A 15,549-nucleotide genomic window follows, 5' to 3' on the forward strand; every position below is an offset into this window, starting at 1 on the left:
TTCCGGCCGATCAAAACACCGACAACGGCGAGGCAACATGTCCCGGCGGAGATCGCAGTACGGCTCGCCCCCGATCGACACTGGCAACGGGACCCGTAGTTGCGAAATCGGCCGGGCGCTCAAGCAGGAAGAGGACACGCGGGGCGCCATGCCCCTATCCTACTTCGCCTCGATCGCCAGGTTGGCGAAACAACATTTAACAAGATCAAGCTTCATCCCGTGATCCGGCCGGCCTACCCTCTTCCTTGCTTCCATCGCGCCCGGCGGAAGCAATCGCCAGCAGTATTCACAGTCTGCTGGCGAGGCCCGGCCGCCTCTCCATTCGATCGAGCGGCCGGGCTCCTTCAGGCTGTTTGATTGCCGTGGAATGTCGAGATGATCTGCGGCAGATGGTCGGCGAGGAACTGGCTCGCCTGGGCCGGATCAACGCCGAACTTCTCCGCCAGCGACGTGACCATAGGCGAACCCAGGGCCTGGGAAATCTGGTCGGCAGTGACCGCCTGATTTTCTCCGTTGCCGATCCACGACGAAACTGCTTCGCCCAGTCCGCTTTGCGACAACTGGGTCGTCAGCCCCTGCAGGCCATCAATACCGTGTTGCCCGAGGAGATCGGGCAAGTGCTGTGACACCAAATCGGAAATCGAGCTTCCAGTCTGCCCTTGCAATGCACCAAGAATGTTGTCGAGCAATCCCATGACATCCTCCAGAAATGATAGTTGGCTTGCCTGCAAAGGCTAGCAACTCGTAAACAGCCCCCGCCCCACAGGGTAACGCTAGGTAACATTATGATGCAAGGCCCGGTCGCCCTTTCATTGAACGATCGGCCAGGCTCCGTTGGCCGCGGACGCCGGAAACAACTCTTAACAACATCCCGCTTCGTTCCGGGACGCTGCCGATTTAGCCTTCAAGCGCTCCTGACCACTCGGGGGAGCCGCCGGCTGTCCCGCAACGACATGGCCGGCAGGCCCGGCCGCATGCCGCCGACTGATCCTCGCGGCCGGGCCACCCCAAACCGGGCCGAAGCCCTCCGTGTGCCCTCCCCCGTTTCACCGGACAGTCGACCCGGGGTCGAGATAGCCCTGATGCGCTGGCGAGGGAAGCTATCCCAGGGCGGAATGGACTGCTCCAGGCAGTTCAAGCCCAAGATCACGTCAGTCTTGCGATGATGCGATCGGGTATTTCTGGCTCAAAAGACATCGTAACTGGTTGCGGGCTATGGCACCTTTGATTTGAACCTGCGATCGCAAACGCCTGCTTCTATTCACACGAGAATGAAGCGCCAAAAGCAAACCCCGCCAAGTCATTGCTTGAACGAGAATTCGTAAATCATCCCCCATAGGCGGCGACAGCCGGCCCGAACATGCCTGGTTCCAGCTTGGCGCCAAGACCGGAACGTTGCGGAACGGTATCCGTTGCAATGCAATCCCACCGGACTGGAACAATTCGGGGCCCAGCGAGATATATCTGGAAAGCATAGCCGGCAGGTCGCGAATCCGACGCGAACTCCTGGTCATGTATCCGGCAGGCCGGCTGGGAGAGTCGCGCGACATCGGCAATCTCGCGGTATCGCTTGCCTCCAATGAGAGGCGATTTGCGACCGGGCATGTTTTTGTGATGGACGGAGGCCGCACCAAGAAGCTGCCGCATCAGACGGGCTCGCCTGGAGGGCACCCAACTTCCGTTTCACGGCGAAATTCAGTGTGGTGTAGCAATAGTGCAGTGGGCACGAGTGACAACGACAGTCGGATGAACCAACCCCTTATACAATACTAATTATTTGAAGCAGGTATTAAACTGTAGAAACTTGAGAGGTGTTTTGACAGCTTTGGCAAGCCCATGCCAATTCTCAGCATCAAAAAACAGGCTATCTCCTGTTTCCAATTTATGACTATTCAAGCCATGGCGATATATCATCTCACCTTCCAGCATGAAAATTAAAACATACCCCTTTCCTTGGGATGACATGTTCGAATATTCATTATCATAAATCACCACCAAAGAGGGGTTGGTGTTAAGAAGATCGTTATAAGAATCGACAGAGCCAAGATCTAAATTATAGACACCTTTCTGGACAGGGAATACACTCGATCCAATCACATCGGCTTGCCTGACAAAGATAACTTTACGACGCCTCTCTGTTCGTTTTATCAGCGTAGACAATGAAACGCCCAGAATTCTTGCCAAGGACTGTATGATCGTCAGGGAGGCCGTGATGGTGCCTCGTTCAATCTTCGACAGGGTACCACCTGAAATTTGAGCCGCGCGTGCAAGATCGACGGCAGAGATCCCTTCACGCTCCCTGCAGACCCGTAGCTCTCGACCGATCGCGACCGGAAGGCGTTCCTTCTTTCTTCTTACCGACAATCGCGCCCTCCCACCGCCAAATTGCTCAATGGCATTGTGCCGCCTTAAGCCGATGCATGCGCTCCAGCAGGGAAGGAGACGCCGGCTCGAACGCCGACGTAGTCCGGCTGACCGGCTCTCCATCGATGATGCCCGCTTGTGCCCTCGCGGAAAGATCGCCACGAGCGCATGCCGTTTGCCCTGCCGTTGGAGCAGGATGTCCGCGCCGGCCTTTCAGGCAAGCCCTCCGAGGAAAGCCGCACCGGTAATCGCAATAACGGCTCCGGCCGAACGGACGAGAAGTTCTCCGCGGCCGTTTCGCGATCTGCCGATTGCCAGGCCGGCTCCCACGCCGATGGCATGCAGCATGGCGGTTCCGAGCATGAAGCCCACGCCATAGGTGAAGCCGCCGATATTCTCTGGCATCTCGGCTCCATGCGCATAGCCATGGAAGATCGCGAAAAACCCGACGAGAGCCATTGCCACCGGTACGGCCGCGCGCAACCGAAAGGCAACGGCGGCGCCCAGCACGAGTACGGAAAGGCCGATGCCCAGTTCGACAAACGGCAGCGTTACGCCGGCTAGTCCCAGTACGCCGCCGAAAGCCATGACGGCCACAAAGCTCAACGGGACGAGCCAGATCGCCCGCCCGCCCAACTGGGCAGCAAACAATCCGACGGCGACCATGGCCAGGATATGGTCCGGTCCACCGACGGGGTGCAGGAAACCATGCGCGAGCCCGCTGGTATCGCCGATGCCCGTATGGGCATTGGCAGCGGCTGTCATGGCGCCGACAAGGATCGCAGCAACCAATGGAACGGTGCAGCGGGATTTCATGGGCTATCTCCTTTCGAAATCAGTCAGCGGCCCCCGAGATCTCATTTTCTCCGGGGCATGGGCGAATGGCCGAACGCGGCTTGGCAACACAGCGAGAACAGCCGGTCGGTGGCTTTGCGAGCCGCGATCGCATCTGCGGCAAGACAGCGAATGCCCAAGCCGACCGCGTTGGGGAGGACGCTCACACCAATGATGGAACGGCCCTCGACCTGCGAGCACTGCAGGTCAGCCTGGGAAGGAAGACGGGCAGGAGGAGCGAGGACGAGATAGCTCGCCATGACCTGCCAGCGCCCCATCGGTGAAGTTTGGCTGCACAGCGCATCGCCGCCGAGCCGGAAACTATCGCGGACGACCAGCCTCCCGCTCGAATTGCGGATCACGACATCCGAACTGAGCTGGTCGAAGCGGCGTCCTTCAGCCCGGGGATCATGCGTGGTGAATGCATCGCAAAGGAACATGACCGCGTCATCCGCCAGGCGCGCCTCCAGGCTGGCAGCAAAGGACGCACCTGGAAAGAGCACGAGCGGGTCGGGCGCATAGGCCAGAAAAGCCCCGCCCTCGACCTCGATGACAGTCCTCTGTTGAGCGGGCCGGCCCTGGCAATCATGAACGATCGTGGCGGCCTGGGTCGTTATGTGGGCGGCAGCGCCCGCCCCCACTCGAAATCGGCATGAGAGCCGTTCCCCTCGATAGAGACCTCCGGATGACGATTGCTGATAGAGCGTAAGCAAGGAAGGAATGGCCGGATCCAGCCGGAAAGGCCGCGTCAGATGAAACGGGTAGGAGACGAACTGGCGCGCGAGCGTCGTTCGCGCACCATGCCGGATGAAGTCCAATTCGAAACGGCCCCGATGTTCGGCCATGATGTGCACGGCCGGATCACCAGGTGACGATGGTGGCTGCCAATGCTGCGTCATCGGAACAACACGTCGGCCAGGATGCGGTCCACGATTGCGCCGATGCCCTCGGCCTTGCGGCAATTGGTCAGCACCAGCGGACGACCGTGGCGGGCCGCGCCGGCCTCGCTTGTCATGCGGTCGAGATCGACGCCGACATGGGGCGCCAGATCGCTCTTGTTGATGACAAGTAGATCGCATTTGAGCACGCCCGGGCCATTCTTGCGGGGAATGTCGTCGCCTCCTGCCACATCGATGACGAACATCCACCAATCGACGAGGTCGAGCGAGAAGGTGGAGGCCAGATTGTCGCCGCCGCTCTCGATCAGGATCAGTTCGGCATCGGGAAAACGCTGCTCCAACTCGTCGGCAGCGGCGATGTTGAGGGTGGGATCTTCCCGAATGACGGTATGGGGACAGGCGCCAGCCTCGACAGCCGCAACCCTCGCCGGATCGATCAGGCCGGAACGCCGCAGACGCTCGGCATCTTCCGCCGTCACGAGATCGTTGGTGACGACCGCCAGCGAGACACCTCGTGCCGCAAAAGCCGGGATCAGTCGTTCGATGAGCGCCGTCTTGCCCGAACCGACCGGCCCGCCAATGCCAACCCTGGCAGCGCCCACGCGGGTCGATGGCCGATCCTTCAACAGATACGTCGCGTCCATGGCGTCACCTCAGCATATAGCGTTGTGCCAGCGGCAGCTCCCGCGCCGGCTCACATGTGGCAAGCTCGCCATCGACAAAGACGTCGAAGGTCTGGGGATCGACGCGTATCTGGGGGCAGACGTCGTTATGGAGCATGTCCTTCTTGGATAGCCCCCTCGATCCCCGGGAGGGCAGCAGCGCCTTCTTCAAATCGAGCGTGGAGGCCAGCCCTCGGTCGATGGCGGCCGGATTGACGAAGCAGGCCGACAGCGCCTGCCTGGCCCGCCCGAACGCTCCCCATTGCGGACGCAACAAGAGGGGTTCGCAGGTCATCAGCGAGGCTGCGCTGTCCCCCATCGCGCCCCAGGCTATGAAACCGCCCTTGATGACCAGTTCGGGCTTGATGCCAAAGAAGGCCGGGCGCCAAATCACGATATCCGCGATCTTGCCGTCCTCGAGCGAGCCGACATGGTCGGCAATGCCGAAGGTGCGTGCCGCATTGATGGTGTATTTCGCGACATAGCGTTTGATCCGCTCATTGTCGCCAAGACGCGTCTTCTCCTCAGGCAGGCGCCCTCTTTGCTGCTTCATCTTGTCGGCGAGCTGCCAGGTCCTGCAGATGACCTCGTTGATGCGGCCCATGCCCTGGCTGTCCGACCCCAGCATCGAGATCGCGCCGATATCGTGCAGGACGTCTTCGGCGGCGATCGTCTGCGCCCGGATGCGGCTTTCCGCAAAGGCCACGTCTTCGGGTATGGAGGGGTTGAGGTGATGGCACACCATCGTCATATCGAGATGTTCGTCGAAGGTATTGATGGTATAGGGATTGGTGGGATTGGTGGAGGACGGCAGGCACCACGGTACGCCGGCAACACGGATGATGTCGGGCGCATGACCGCCTCCCGCACCTTCGGTGTGGTACATGTGGATGGTGCGCTCCTTGATGGCGGCCAGCGTATCTTCCAGGAAACCGGACTCGTTCAGCGTGTCGGTATGAATCTGGACTGGAAAGTCCATATCGTCGGCAACCGACAGGCAGGTGTCGATGGAAGCGGGCATCGTGCCCCAGTCCTCGTGCAATTTGAGGCCGAGGCAGCCCGTTTCGATCTGTTCGACCAGCGAGGCTGGCTTGTGCGAGTTGCCTCGCCCGAGGAAACCGAAATTGATCGGCCATTGCTCGGCGGCCTGCAGCATCTTGCCGACATTGAAAGCGCCGCCGCAATCGATGCCGACGGTGATGGGCCCAAGCGAACCGCCCAGCATCGTGGTGATGCCGGAGGCGATCGCGTGCTCGCAAAGCTGGGCGCTGTCGAAGTGGACATGGACATCCAACGCACCGGCAGTGGCAATGAGGCCCTCGCAATCACGCACCGTCGTCGCCGCCGAGACGATCAGGCGAGGGTCGACATTGTCCATGATCGCTGGATTGCCGGCCTTGCCAATACCGACAATACGCCCGTCCTTGATGCCCAGATCGCCCTTGACGATCCCGAGCACGGCATCGATCACCGTGACGTTGCACAAGAGAAAGTCCAGCGCCCCCTCGGCGCTGGTCACGCCCGCGGCTAGGCCCGCGCCATCGCGCAGTGTCTTTCCACCGCCATGAAGACACTCGTCGCCATAGGTCGCGTAGTCCTTCTCGACCACCGCGATGAGCGAGGTGTCGCCGAGCCGGAAGCCGTCACCCGTGGTTGGTCCATACATCGCGGCATAGTCGCGCCGGGAGAGCGATGCCATCTGTCTTCTCCTTTCAAGCGCCACGAAAACCGGCGGCACGAGCACGCTCGAGGGCCGCTGCCTTGGCGTTGGGATCCCGGGCCGAGCCGTCCGACAACGCATTCAGTCCCGAAAGCATCTGCTGCCCGCCGAATGTGGTGAGCTCCACTTCTCTCTCCTGCCCCGGCTCGAACCGCACCGCCGTACCGGCGGCGATATCAAGGCGCATGCCGAAGGCGGCGGCGCGGTCGAACTCCAGAGCCCGGTTGACCTCGAAGAAATGGTAGTGGGAGCCGATCTGCACGGGACGGTCGCCGGTATTGACCACCCGAACAGCCCGTTTCTCCCTGCCGGCATTGAGTTCGATTTCGCCTTCCTCGCTGACGATCTCTCCCGGCTCGAAACTGTCGTGAGGGCCGTCGGGGGCAGGACGCAAGGGATCGTGAACCGTGACCAGCTTGGTGCCGTCCTTGAATGTCGCCTCCACCTGCAACATGGGAAGCATGGCGGCGACACCGGACATGACGTCGTCCTGCGTGAGAATCTGCGATCCCAACGCCATCATTTCCGCCACGGAGCGTCCCTCGCGTGCCCCTTCGAGGATCTCGTCGGAAATCAAGGCCACGGCTTCGGGATAATTGAGCTTCAGGCCCTTGGCGCGTCTCTTGCGGGCCAGTTCGGCCGCGGTGAAGATGGTCAGGCGTTCCAATTCAGTGGGCGTCAGCAGCATGAATGTGCTTCCCTCTTTGACCGGGCTAGTTGGAAAACAGCCGCTGGCCGCCGCCGCGATGAAAAGAGACGGCGATTTCAGTCAGCGGATTGAACGAGCGGATCGGTTCGTCGTCGGCCACCGGCTCGCGACAAATTCCGGCAATGACCGGCAGGGCCGCGGTGAGGATGGCCTGCGCTTCGATGGCACCGATCAGACCCAGTCTGATCGCGGCGGTAGCCAGCGATGCGGCGGCCTGATAGCCGCCGATCGAGGCAGCCGCGGTTTCATCGAGCCCGACCGACCGCCAAAGCAGGCCCTGCATGACGGCCAGATGTCCGCAGGCGGAGCCCTCACGCACCAATGCCCGGTAATCCGACGCTTTGGGCGTACCGATGCGGGCGTGGGTCGTCAGCAGCGCCATGCCGTTCCGGCGCGAGCCGGCCCTGAGACCATCCACGAAGGTCGACGCTTCGACCTCGCGGTCCAGCTCCGCCACCCCTGCCAGTTCGCTTCCGCAGCGATGAGCCCTGATCAAGGCGACGCGATCGGCCCCGGCCCAGCGATGGCCGAGCTGCGTGAGGATGAAATCGGCAAGGTCCCAGCCACCCAGCGTCTCCTTCAGGAGCGCTGACGCTTCCAGCCCCTGGGAGAACGCAAAGCCTCCGGATGGAAACTGGCTGTCGGCATGCTGCAGCGCCACCAGCAAAGGGCTCGGATCGAGCGTGCTCATTGGTGCTCTTCGGCCGCCAGAACAGCTCCGCTCCTGACCAGCGGGTCTATGCGCGCAATATAGTCGGCGGCCGGGCCATCCAGCGAGACCAGCAGGTCCTTGCCCTCGAAACGCACGCGCCAATGCAGATTGCCGGCATGATAGCCCAGCTCCAGCGCTTCCTCGGCCCCACGCGGTGAAAGCCTGAGCCAGCGCTGTTCGCCGGCTTTGACGACGATGGCCCTCCTGGCCTCCATGAGCAGCACCGCCCCGTCGAACAGCTTCTGGTCGCGCGGAAGCGTGATGGCGAGCTCTTCGCCACGTTCGGTCCGGGCGAGCAGGCGGCGACGATCGAGATCCCCGACAGCGATCTTGACCACCTCCAGATCACCGTGATGTTCGAGATGGTGAAGATGCTCATGCAGGCCGGGATCGGTGCTGGCCCCGACAAGGCTCTCGATGCGAAGCATGCTGGGTTCCTCCCATTGTCTGGTTGCGGCGCCTGTCCTCGCAGCGCGCTACAGGCTCATATGCCGGTGGACGAGTTCGTGAGTGAGTTCGCTGGTCGGTCCGGCCGCCGCGACGCGCCCCTTTTCGAGAATGGCGAAGCGGTGTGCCGCTGTTCGAGCAAAGCGGATCTTCTGTTCGACCAGGATGATCGTGAGGCCGTGATCACGGTTGAGCGCGATGATTGCCCGCTCGATATCCTCGACGATGTTGGGCTGGATGCCTTCGGTGGGCTCATCCAGGATGAGGAGGCTTGGATCGGTGGCGAGAGCGCGGGCGATGGCCAATTGCTGCTGCTGGCCGCCCGAGAGGTTCGTTCCCCGCCGTCCAAGGTGGTCCTTCAGGAATGGAAAGAGGCTCCAGACAAGCGGTGGCACGTCGGTCTTGCGATCGGTGCGCGCATTGCAGCCAAGCAGGATGTTGTCGAGCACGCTCATGCCCGGAACGATTTCCCGCCCCTGGGGCACATAGCCGATGCCACGCCGGGCGCGATCATGGGTCAGGGCCCTGCCGATCTCGTGGCCCTGGAATTCGATGCTCCCCGTGGTGCGCACCCCGATGCCGAGAAGGCTGCGCAGCAATGTGGTCTTGCCCACGCCATTGCGTCCCAGGACGCAGAACGTCTCGCCCTTGCGTATCTCCAGATCGAGGTCGTGGATGATATGGCTGGTACCATAGAAGGCATTGACATGGCTGATCTTAAGCATGGCTGAGCGTCGCAGAACCGAGATAGGCTTCGATGACAGCGGGGTTCTTCTCGATGTCATCCGCCGTTCCCTCCGCCAGGACCGAACCTTGGTGGAGAACGGTTATGGTGCGGCAGATCCTGCGCACGAACGCCATGTCATGCTCGATGACGAGCACGGTGTGTTCACCGGCCAGCGCCAGCAGGAGCTCGGCGGTCTTGTCGGTTTCGGCAGCCGTCATTCCGGCGGCTGGTTCGTCGAGAAGAATGACCTTGGGATCCTGGCTGAGGACCATGGCCAGCTCCAGCCATTGCAATTGGCCGTGGGACAATTCCCCGGCCTTGCGCTTCATGAAGGATGACAGCCCCGTCCGTTCGGCGACCGCCAATTCCCGGTCGGTCGGCCCCCGCGAGAAGCGCCGGAACAGATTGTCGCGAACCTTGACGTAGCGGTTGCTTGCGATCTGCAAATTCTCGAGCACCGTCATCTCCTTGAAGACGGCAGGTGTCTGGAACTTCCGGCCGACGCCGCCACGCGCAATCGCCGCCTCGCCGATGCCGGTGATGTTGCGGTCGCGCAGCCAGATCTCGCCTTCCGACGGCAGCACCTTTCCGCACAGCAGATCGAGCAGCGTCGATTTGCCGGCACCGTTCGCACCGATGATGACCCTCAGTTCACCATCTTCGATCGACAGGTCGACATTGCTCACGGCCGGAAAGTCGTCGAAGCGGACGGTGAGATTGCGGGTCGTCAGAATGGGCGGAGTCGCTGCCTGCGGTCGTGCGGCCTCTATCCTGGTCACGGCGTTCATGGGTAGGCCTCCCGTCGTGAGGAATTGTCACGCGGGGTGCGTTCGAACCACGCCTTGATGAGGCCCACGATGCCGTTGGGCATCACCAGCACCACGAAAACGAACAGCCCGCCCAGGATGATCGGCCAAACCGGCTGGAGGACGGCATTCTCGCTGGCATAGGAGCCGACGAAATTCACCAGCAAAGCCCCGATACAGGCGCCCAGCAGGGACGCCCGCCCGCCGGTCGCAGCCCAGATCACCATGGAGATGCTGAACGACGTCGCCATCAGGGAGGGTGAGGCGAACTCCGCCGTCAGGGTGAACAACATGCCTGCCAGCCCTGCTATGGTGGCCGAGAGGCAGAACACGAATAATTTGTAGCTCTCGACGTCATAGCCCAGATAGCGGGCCCGGGCCTCGTCCTCGCGGATCGCCTTGAGAACCTGTCCGATGCGAGCGGAAAGAAGCAGGCGAAGCCCGAGCACGACGAGAAACAGAATGCCGGCAACGGCGTAATAGACGCTGGGTCCGTAAGGGTCGAATTCAAAACCGGCAATCGTCAGCGGGGCAAAGCTGGCAAGGCCGTTGAAGCCGCCGGTCAAGGGCTGATTGTTGATCACGAGCAGTTGCCCGATCAGCGCGAACGCCAGGGTGATGATGCTGACATAGACGCCCGTCGTGCGCCGCTTGAACATGACATAGCCAAGTCCCGCGGCCAGGGCACAGGGCACCAGCAATCCCGCGATCATGCCGACCGCGACCCATCTGAAGGGAATCCACAGGAAGGAGCCCGGGGTGACGCAGCAAAGATCGCGCACGGCGTCCGGCTGCATATTGAGCAGCATCAGATCCGGCACCGGGTTGTTTTCGGGCACCGCCAGCGTGAGCGACATGGCAAGCATATAGGCGCCCATTCCAAAGAACAGGCCCTGGCCCAGGCTGAGTATTCCCGTATAGCCCCAGGCCAGACTTATCCCGACGGCACAGATTGCATAGACGAGATAGGTCGCAACCCGGTTGGTCCAGAAGCTGTTGAGGAAGAACGGGAGGGCGAACACCACCGCAAAGAACACTATGTAGGCGGCAATGGAAGTGCTTCGATATGTCATACGCTCATCCATGTCTTTGGGAGTGTCAGCGGCTCTTGGTCACGAACAGGCCTTGCGGCTTGAACAGCAGGATGAGGATGACCACGGCAAACAGAACGGTGCGGCCATACACATCATTGAGCCAGGTGGCGACGAAGCTCTGAACCTCGCCAAGTATTCCGGCAGCGGCGAAGGTGCCCAGCAGCTGGCCCACGCCTCCGGCGACCACCACGAGAAAGGCGTCGACGACATAGGAAGTTCCCATGTCCGGCGACACTGTCTTGAACCCGGAGACGAGAACACCTGCTACACCCGCAAGACCGCAGCCATAGGCGAAGGCAAGGGCATTGACCTTCTTGTCGTTCACGCCGCAGGCGGCAGCCGTGTTCCTGGCCACCGATACGGCTCTTAGCTGGCTACCAAAGCGCGTGCGGTAAAGGAGCCACCAGGTCGCGGCCCCAAGCAGGACGGCAACCCCGAAGACAAAGGCCCGATAGACGGGGATATTGGCTCCCAGCAGATGCCAGGTCTGCTGCAGCTCGACCGGTACCGGGACATTTTGCAGGTCCGCTCCGAGCCCATCGATCTTGATGCCGAACAGGGCCAGCCCGAAATGGATGCGGACGAGCTGCTGAAGAATGAGGGCGATGCCCCAGGTCGCCAGCAGAGTATCAAGCAGACGTCCGTAGAGACGGCTGACGACCGAGCGTTCGATCGCCAGGCCGAACATCGCCGTGACCAGGAACGCCAAGGGCAGGCACAGATAGATATTCAAGCCCAGATGACGGGTCGCCAGCACGGTGACGTAGGCACCGATCATCACCATCTCGCCATGGGCGAGATTGATGACTTTCATGGTCCCGTAGATGATCGCAAGACCGAGTGCGACCATGAACAGGATCGATCCGATGCTCAGCCCGATGACGAAGGTTTCCATCTCAAACCCGATCGCAAGTGGCCGGTGGCCGTGCAGTGCCTGCAGCGGCCTGGAGTCCGACCGATGACGCGTTAGAGCGAAGCGCCGCTCGTGGTGCAGAGGCGTTTCTCCGCGCTTTCCCCGACGCTGGAATAGGGCAGCGGCAGCAGCGGCTCGGGATATTGGTCGACGATGTCGAGCAATCCATCGGCCCGTGTCTTGCCGATGCGGGGCGTCAGGTAGCTGTGGAGGTTCTGCGGGTCGATCGTGACCTTGCCTTGCGGGGCGTCGAAGGACATTCCGCCGACGGCCGAAACCACCCCCTTGGCCGTGAATTCACCCGCCTTCTCGGCCGCCATCGCCCACATGTGAACGCCGATATAGACCGCCTCCATTGCGGCATGGGTTACGGCATCGGCGCCGGCATAGGCCTTGAACGCCTTCACGAAAGCCTGGTTCTGCGGCGTTTCGACGGTCTGGAAATAGGGCAGGGATACGTAGCTGCCGAGGGCATATTCCGGCCCCATGGCCTTGATCTCGACCTCTGTCGTGGTCGACGAGCACAAGGGCAGCTTGTCGAAACTATAGCCCTGGTTGCGCAGCTCGCGATAGAAGGCGACGATCGAATCCCCGACGACATTGGAAAAGATCACATCCGCGCCGCTCGCCCCGATCTTGGACACCATCGATGCCCATTCGGTGTGGCCGAGCGGCAGATATTCGTCGCCGACGACCTCCATGCCGATCTTCTGGCAGATTGTTTTCGAAGTCTTGGCCATGCCCCGCGGAAAGGCATAGTCGGAACCGACGATGAACAGCTTGCTACGTCCAAGCTTCTTCTTCAGCCAGGGCAGTGAATTCTCGAGTTGCTGATTTGGGACCGCCGATCCGGCATAGAGTACGTTCTTGGAGCACTCTTCTCCCTCGTACCAGGTCGGCCATACCAGCAGGCTTTTGCGGCGCTCGACCACGGGCAGCACCGCCTTGCGGCTGGCGGTGGTGTAGCAGCCGAAAATGACCGGCACCTGGTCTTCCATCACCAATTTGCGCGCTTTTTCACTATAGGTGCGCGGCTCGGAAGCAGGATCTTCGATCACGGGGCGCAATTGCTTGCCGAGCACGCCTCCTTTGGCATTGATCTCGGCAATTGCCATCTGGGCACATTGATTCATCGATTTCTCGACGATCGCCGTCGTGCCTGTGAGCGAATACATGATGCCGACCGGCACCTCTTCGGCTGCCCAGGCGCGATCGCCCAGACGCAGGATGGCTGGTGCTGCCAATCCCATGGCCGCGAATCCGCTTGCCTTGAGAAAGGCACGCCTTGTCTTATCGTTCATTACCCCTCCTCTGCGCCTCGATGGGCGCGTCCTTGTCTTCGAGCCGCCCCTCGCGGCCGTGCAGGATCATTCGGAAGTCTCGCGAGCGCGCCGAGCACGCCCTGACCGTTGCGGTCCAGCCTCACCAGCTCAGCAGGAGGGCTGCAGTCGAAAGATGATGAACCGGGCTCCTTCTTTTCGATGTGGGTCCTGCCGCATGGGCGCGCACGAGCCCCAGGCGACAAGGTCTGGACAAAGATTTTCGGATAGAGAGTAAAAGCATTGCCTCGCACGCGCCGGCTCGCGCATGCTCAGTGTCGCCGATACTGCAAGACAGGGAGGCCAACAGCCTTGTCGGCCTAACCAAAACAAAAAACCCGCCAACTCCGAACGGGAGTTTGCGGGCTGCACAGCCAAATGGCGAAGACTACACTGTCGATCGCCGAGAGTGACGCCGTTTCACCGGACGTCAACTAAGTTTCATACTAGGCACGACTTTCCTTGAACGTCAAGAGCTCATAAGCATTGATAATTGCGGTGGCGACATCGTCCATCGCCACACGTTTGCCCATCGCCTGTTTGCGTATGCTTTCATAGGCTTCCGGTTCGCTGAGCCCCTGTGTTTCCATAAGAATGGTCTTGGCTCTCAGGATCCGGTTGTTGCCGGCGAGTTTGCGTTCGAGCTTGCGGATCCGCTTGGCCGCGCTTTGGCGCTCCATCCACAGCGAACGGGCGATGATCAGGTTGGTGAGCAATCCAAAGGGACGAATGGGCCGCTCGATCACGGCCAGTGCACCGCATTCGAGCACCACCTGGAGCGTGCTCGGATCTTCGAACGACACGACGGCCAAGACAGCAGGGTCCGAGGGTTCGACAGGCCTGAAAAGGCGCAGAATCTTGTCCCGGTTTTCTTGTTCGATGGAGACCAGCACGACGACTGCGGTCGCGCTGACGGCCTGAGGCAGCGGCCATGTCGTTTCACAGCTGCAGCCGATGCGGCGCAGATGTTCGACCAGCGCCACGCCCTGGGCATCGGGTGGATGTATGACCTGCACGCGCAGGCCCTTGAGATCCTTGAGCAGATGGGCTGTCATCGCCTGCTCCCATCAGGCCTTGCGACGCGCGGGGGTCAGACCGCTGGCCCAGCCGTCATGCGCTGCGGTAACGAAATAAGGGTCCGGCCTTACCCGTGCCTCCGACTCCCAGATGACGTCGAATTTGCCTTGCGGATTGAGCCTGCCGATACGCGCCCACAGTTCTGTATGATGGTTGTCGGGGTCGATACGAATCCGCCCCTGTGGCGCGTCGAATTCCAAGCCCGCCAGATGGCGCACAAGGGCGTCGGGATTGTCGGTCCCGGCCCGTTCAAGCGCCGCTGCATAGAGATATGTCTGAAAATACGCGGCTTCCGCGCTGGCAGTCACCGGCGCATCCTCGCCGAAACGCTGTTTGAAGGCCGTGACGAAGCGCCTGGCGGCCGGCGTGTCCAAAGTCTCGAAAAACGACGCTGCCGTCAGGTGCCCTGCGGCCAATCCCGACGGCATCAGGGCCACCTCCGCCTCTGTGGTCGCCAGGCTGGCAATGGGCATCGCACTGGGGTCGAAACCCGCTTCCCGATAGGCCTGGTACAGAAGCACCGCCCCCGTGCCGACGACGTTGGACACCAGCACGTCCGGCTTGAGCTCCTTTATACGTTTGATGACCTTGTCGAAATCCTTTCGAACCGCTTCAACCGGAACATAGATCTCATCTAGAATCGTTCCGTCTGCCAAGGTAACCAGGTCGCTTACGACTCGATTATATTCATATGGAAAAACATAGTTTGAACCAACCAACAGAAATCTCTTGCCGTAATTCTCGATCAGATATTGCGCCAATTGGACAGCATTCTGATTTGACGATGAACCCGTGTAGAAGCAATTGTTGGAATATTCAAATCCTTCATAAAATGTAGGATAGAATAATAATCCGCGATAGGCCTCGATCTCCGGAAGAACGGCCTTTCGTGCCGTCGACATATAGCAACCGAAGATGACCCGGATCCGATCTTCGGTCAGGAGCCGAACAGCCAGTTCGCGATATCGACGCGCCGAACATTCAGGATCGTAGAATGTCGGCGCAATTCTTCGCCCAAGCACGCCTCCCGCAGCGTTGATTTCTTCGGTGGCCAGGAGCGTCGCATTTGCTTCGGCTATTTCCGCGGCAGCTGTTACGCCGCTCTTGGAAAATAGAACGCCGATTTTCCAATCGTCATTGGTCACAACTATCACCTGAGAACGGAGCACAGACAGGAATACGCCTGTCGGGCCGGTCGACACAGGCGAGAGCGAGAAACGCCACTGTTTCTCTGGCTATAGGAGTATACTTGCAAGGTTGCGAGTG

17 protein-coding genes are annotated in these 15,549 nt (G+C 60.9%); 1 reads left to right on the forward strand and 16 read right to left on the reverse strand.

Features of this window, described 5'->3' with window-relative positions:
* Positions 1 to 344 precede the first annotated feature (344 nt).
* Positions 345 to 695 carry a YidB family protein gene (locus QM672_RS09400; protein WP_367625831.1) on the reverse strand — a complete coding sequence of 117 codons (351 nt, stop codon included), beginning with the start codon at positions 693 to 695 and terminating at the stop codon, positions 345 to 347.
* 700 nt (positions 696 to 1,395) lie between these two features.
* Here QM672_RS09400 and QM672_RS09405 point away from each other — a divergent pair.
* Positions 1,396 to 1,773, forward strand: coding sequence for an SDR family oxidoreductase (locus QM672_RS09405; RefSeq protein ID WP_415082142.1), 378 nt, complete (start codon positions 1,396 to 1,398; stop codon positions 1,771 to 1,773).
* Here QM672_RS09405 and QM672_RS09410 read toward each other — a convergent pair whose 3' ends face one another.
* The 15 genes from QM672_RS09410 to QM672_RS09480 form a co-directional block, all read right to left on the reverse strand.
* Positions 1,774 to 2,364 carry a helix-turn-helix domain-containing protein gene (locus QM672_RS09410; RefSeq protein WP_415082144.1) on the reverse strand — a complete coding sequence of 197 codons (591 nt, stop codon included), beginning with the start codon at positions 2,362 to 2,364 and terminating at the stop codon, positions 1,774 to 1,776.
* A gap of 213 nt (positions 2,365 to 2,577) precedes the next feature.
* A complete protein-coding gene (locus QM672_RS09415) occupies positions 2,578 to 3,180 on the reverse strand; it encodes a HupE/UreJ family protein (protein WP_415082146.1) in 603 nt (200 codons plus the stop codon).
* A gap of 41 nt (positions 3,181 to 3,221) precedes the next feature.
* On the reverse strand, positions 3,222 to 4,097 hold the full coding sequence (locus QM672_RS09420; RefSeq protein ID WP_367625827.1) for an urease accessory protein UreD: 876 nt from the start codon (positions 4,095 to 4,097) through the stop codon (positions 3,222 to 3,224).
* The gene (gene ureG, locus QM672_RS09425) at positions 4,094 to 4,741 is read right to left on the reverse strand and encodes an urease accessory protein UreG (protein ID WP_367625826.1); all 648 of its coding nucleotides are present in this window, start codon (positions 4,739 to 4,741) and stop codon (positions 4,094 to 4,096) included. Before ureG ends, QM672_RS09420 begins: the two co-directional genes overlap by 4 nt.
* 4 nt (positions 4,742 to 4,745) lie before the next feature.
* Positions 4,746 to 6,458: an urease subunit alpha gene (gene ureC / locus QM672_RS09430; protein WP_367625825.1), complete on the reverse strand. Its 1,713-nt coding sequence runs from the start codon at positions 6,456 to 6,458 to the stop codon at positions 4,746 to 4,748.
* A gap of 13 nt (positions 6,459 to 6,471) precedes the next feature.
* Positions 6,472 to 7,167 (reverse strand): urease subunit gamma, encoded by a 696-nt coding sequence (locus QM672_RS09435; protein WP_367625824.1) that lies wholly within the window; start codon positions 7,165 to 7,167, stop codon positions 6,472 to 6,474.
* Between the two features lie 25 nt (positions 7,168 to 7,192).
* A complete protein-coding gene (locus QM672_RS09440) occupies positions 7,193 to 7,879 on the reverse strand; it encodes an urease accessory protein UreF (protein ID WP_415082150.1) in 687 nt (228 codons plus the stop codon).
* Entirely contained in the window at positions 7,876 to 8,328 is a 453-nt protein-coding gene (ureE, locus tag QM672_RS09445; RefSeq protein WP_311939600.1) for an urease accessory protein UreE, read from the reverse strand. The genes QM672_RS09440 and ureE overlap by 4 nt, the downstream gene beginning before the upstream one ends.
* Positions 8,329 to 8,376: 48 nt before the next feature.
* The gene (gene urtE / locus QM672_RS09450) at positions 8,377 to 9,072 is read right to left on the reverse strand and encodes an urea ABC transporter ATP-binding subunit UrtE (protein ID WP_311939602.1); all 696 of its coding nucleotides are present in this window, start codon (positions 9,070 to 9,072) and stop codon (positions 8,377 to 8,379) included.
* Positions 9,065 to 9,862 (reverse strand): urea ABC transporter ATP-binding protein UrtD, encoded by a 798-nt coding sequence (urtD, locus tag QM672_RS09455; RefSeq protein ID WP_367625820.1) that lies wholly within the window; start codon positions 9,860 to 9,862, stop codon positions 9,065 to 9,067. Before urtD ends, urtE begins: the two co-directional genes overlap by 8 nt.
* Positions 9,859 to 10,953, reverse strand: coding sequence for an urea ABC transporter permease subunit UrtC (urtC, locus tag QM672_RS09460; RefSeq protein WP_311939607.1), 1,095 nt, complete (start codon positions 10,951 to 10,953; stop codon positions 9,859 to 9,861). Before urtC ends, urtD begins: the two co-directional genes overlap by 4 nt.
* Positions 10,954 to 10,978: 25 nt before the next feature.
* On the reverse strand, positions 10,979 to 11,869 hold the full coding sequence (urtB, locus tag QM672_RS09465) for an urea ABC transporter permease subunit UrtB (RefSeq protein ID WP_311939609.1): 891 nt from the start codon (positions 11,867 to 11,869) through the stop codon (positions 10,979 to 10,981).
* 71 nt (positions 11,870 to 11,940) lie between these two features.
* Positions 11,941 to 13,188, reverse strand: coding sequence for a transporter substrate-binding domain-containing protein (locus tag QM672_RS09470; RefSeq protein ID WP_311939611.1), 1,248 nt, complete (start codon positions 13,186 to 13,188; stop codon positions 11,941 to 11,943).
* Between the two features lie 464 nt (positions 13,189 to 13,652).
* A complete protein-coding gene (locus QM672_RS09475) occupies positions 13,653 to 14,261 on the reverse strand; it encodes an ANTAR domain-containing response regulator (RefSeq protein ID WP_068290287.1) in 609 nt (202 codons plus the stop codon).
* 12 nt (positions 14,262 to 14,273) lie between these two features.
* Positions 14,274 to 15,428 carry a transporter substrate-binding domain-containing protein gene (locus QM672_RS09480; RefSeq protein ID WP_311939615.1) on the reverse strand — a complete coding sequence of 385 codons (1,155 nt, stop codon included), beginning with the start codon at positions 15,426 to 15,428 and terminating at the stop codon, positions 14,274 to 14,276.
* Positions 15,429 to 15,549: the final 121 nt, after the last annotated feature.

This window comes from Labrys sp. (in: a-proteobacteria) (assembly GCF_047605565.1).
Taxonomy (GTDB): Bacteria; Pseudomonadota; Alphaproteobacteria; order Rhizobiales; family Labraceae; genus Labrys; species Labrys neptuniae.

What these genes read in the sequence shown, in the direction of transcription:
- QM672_RS09400 (WP_367625831.1), bottom strand. Translation starts at nt 695, where the DNA reads ATGGGATTGCTCGACAACATTCTTGGTGCATTGCAAGGGCAGACTGGA.
- QM672_RS09415 (WP_415082146.1), bottom strand. Translation starts at nt 3,180, where the DNA reads ATGAAATCCCGCTGCACCGTTCCATTGGTTGCTGCGATCCTTGTCGGC.
- QM672_RS09420 (WP_367625827.1), bottom strand. Translation starts at nt 4,097, where the DNA reads ATGACGCAGCATTGGCAGCCACCATCGTCACCTGGTGATCCGGCCGTG.
- ureG (WP_367625826.1), bottom strand. Translation starts at nt 4,741, where the DNA reads ATGGACGCGACGTATCTGTTGAAGGATCGGCCATCGACCCGCGTGGGC.
- ureC (WP_367625825.1), bottom strand. Translation starts at nt 6,458, where the DNA reads ATGGCATCGCTCTCCCGGCGCGACTATGCCGCGATGTATGGACCAACC.
- QM672_RS09435 (WP_367625824.1), bottom strand. Translation starts at nt 7,167, where the DNA reads ATGCTGCTGACGCCCACTGAATTGGAACGCCTGACCATCTTCACCGCG.
- QM672_RS09440 (WP_415082150.1), bottom strand. Translation starts at nt 7,879, where the DNA reads ATGAGCACGCTCGATCCGAGCCCTTTGCTGGTGGCGCTGCAGCATGCC.
- ureE (WP_311939600.1), bottom strand. Translation starts at nt 8,328, where the DNA reads ATGCTTCGCATCGAGAGCCTTGTCGGGGCCAGCACCGATCCCGGCCTG.
- urtE (WP_311939602.1), bottom strand. Translation starts at nt 9,072, where the DNA reads ATGCTTAAGATCAGCCATGTCAATGCCTTCTATGGTACCAGCCATATC.
- urtD (WP_367625820.1), bottom strand. Translation starts at nt 9,862, where the DNA reads ATGAACGCCGTGACCAGGATAGAGGCCGCACGACCGCAGGCAGCGACT.
- urtC (WP_311939607.1), bottom strand. Translation starts at nt 10,953, where the DNA reads ATGACATATCGAAGCACTTCCATTGCCGCCTACATAGTGTTCTTTGCG.
- urtB (WP_311939609.1), bottom strand. Translation starts at nt 11,869, where the DNA reads ATGGAAACCTTCGTCATCGGGCTGAGCATCGGATCGATCCTGTTCATG.
- QM672_RS09470 (WP_311939611.1), bottom strand. Translation starts at nt 13,188, where the DNA reads ATGAACGATAAGACAAGGCGTGCCTTTCTCAAGGCAAGCGGATTCGCG.
- QM672_RS09475 (WP_068290287.1), bottom strand. Translation starts at nt 14,261, where the DNA reads ATGACAGCCCATCTGCTCAAGGATCTCAAGGGCCTGCGCGTGCAGGTC.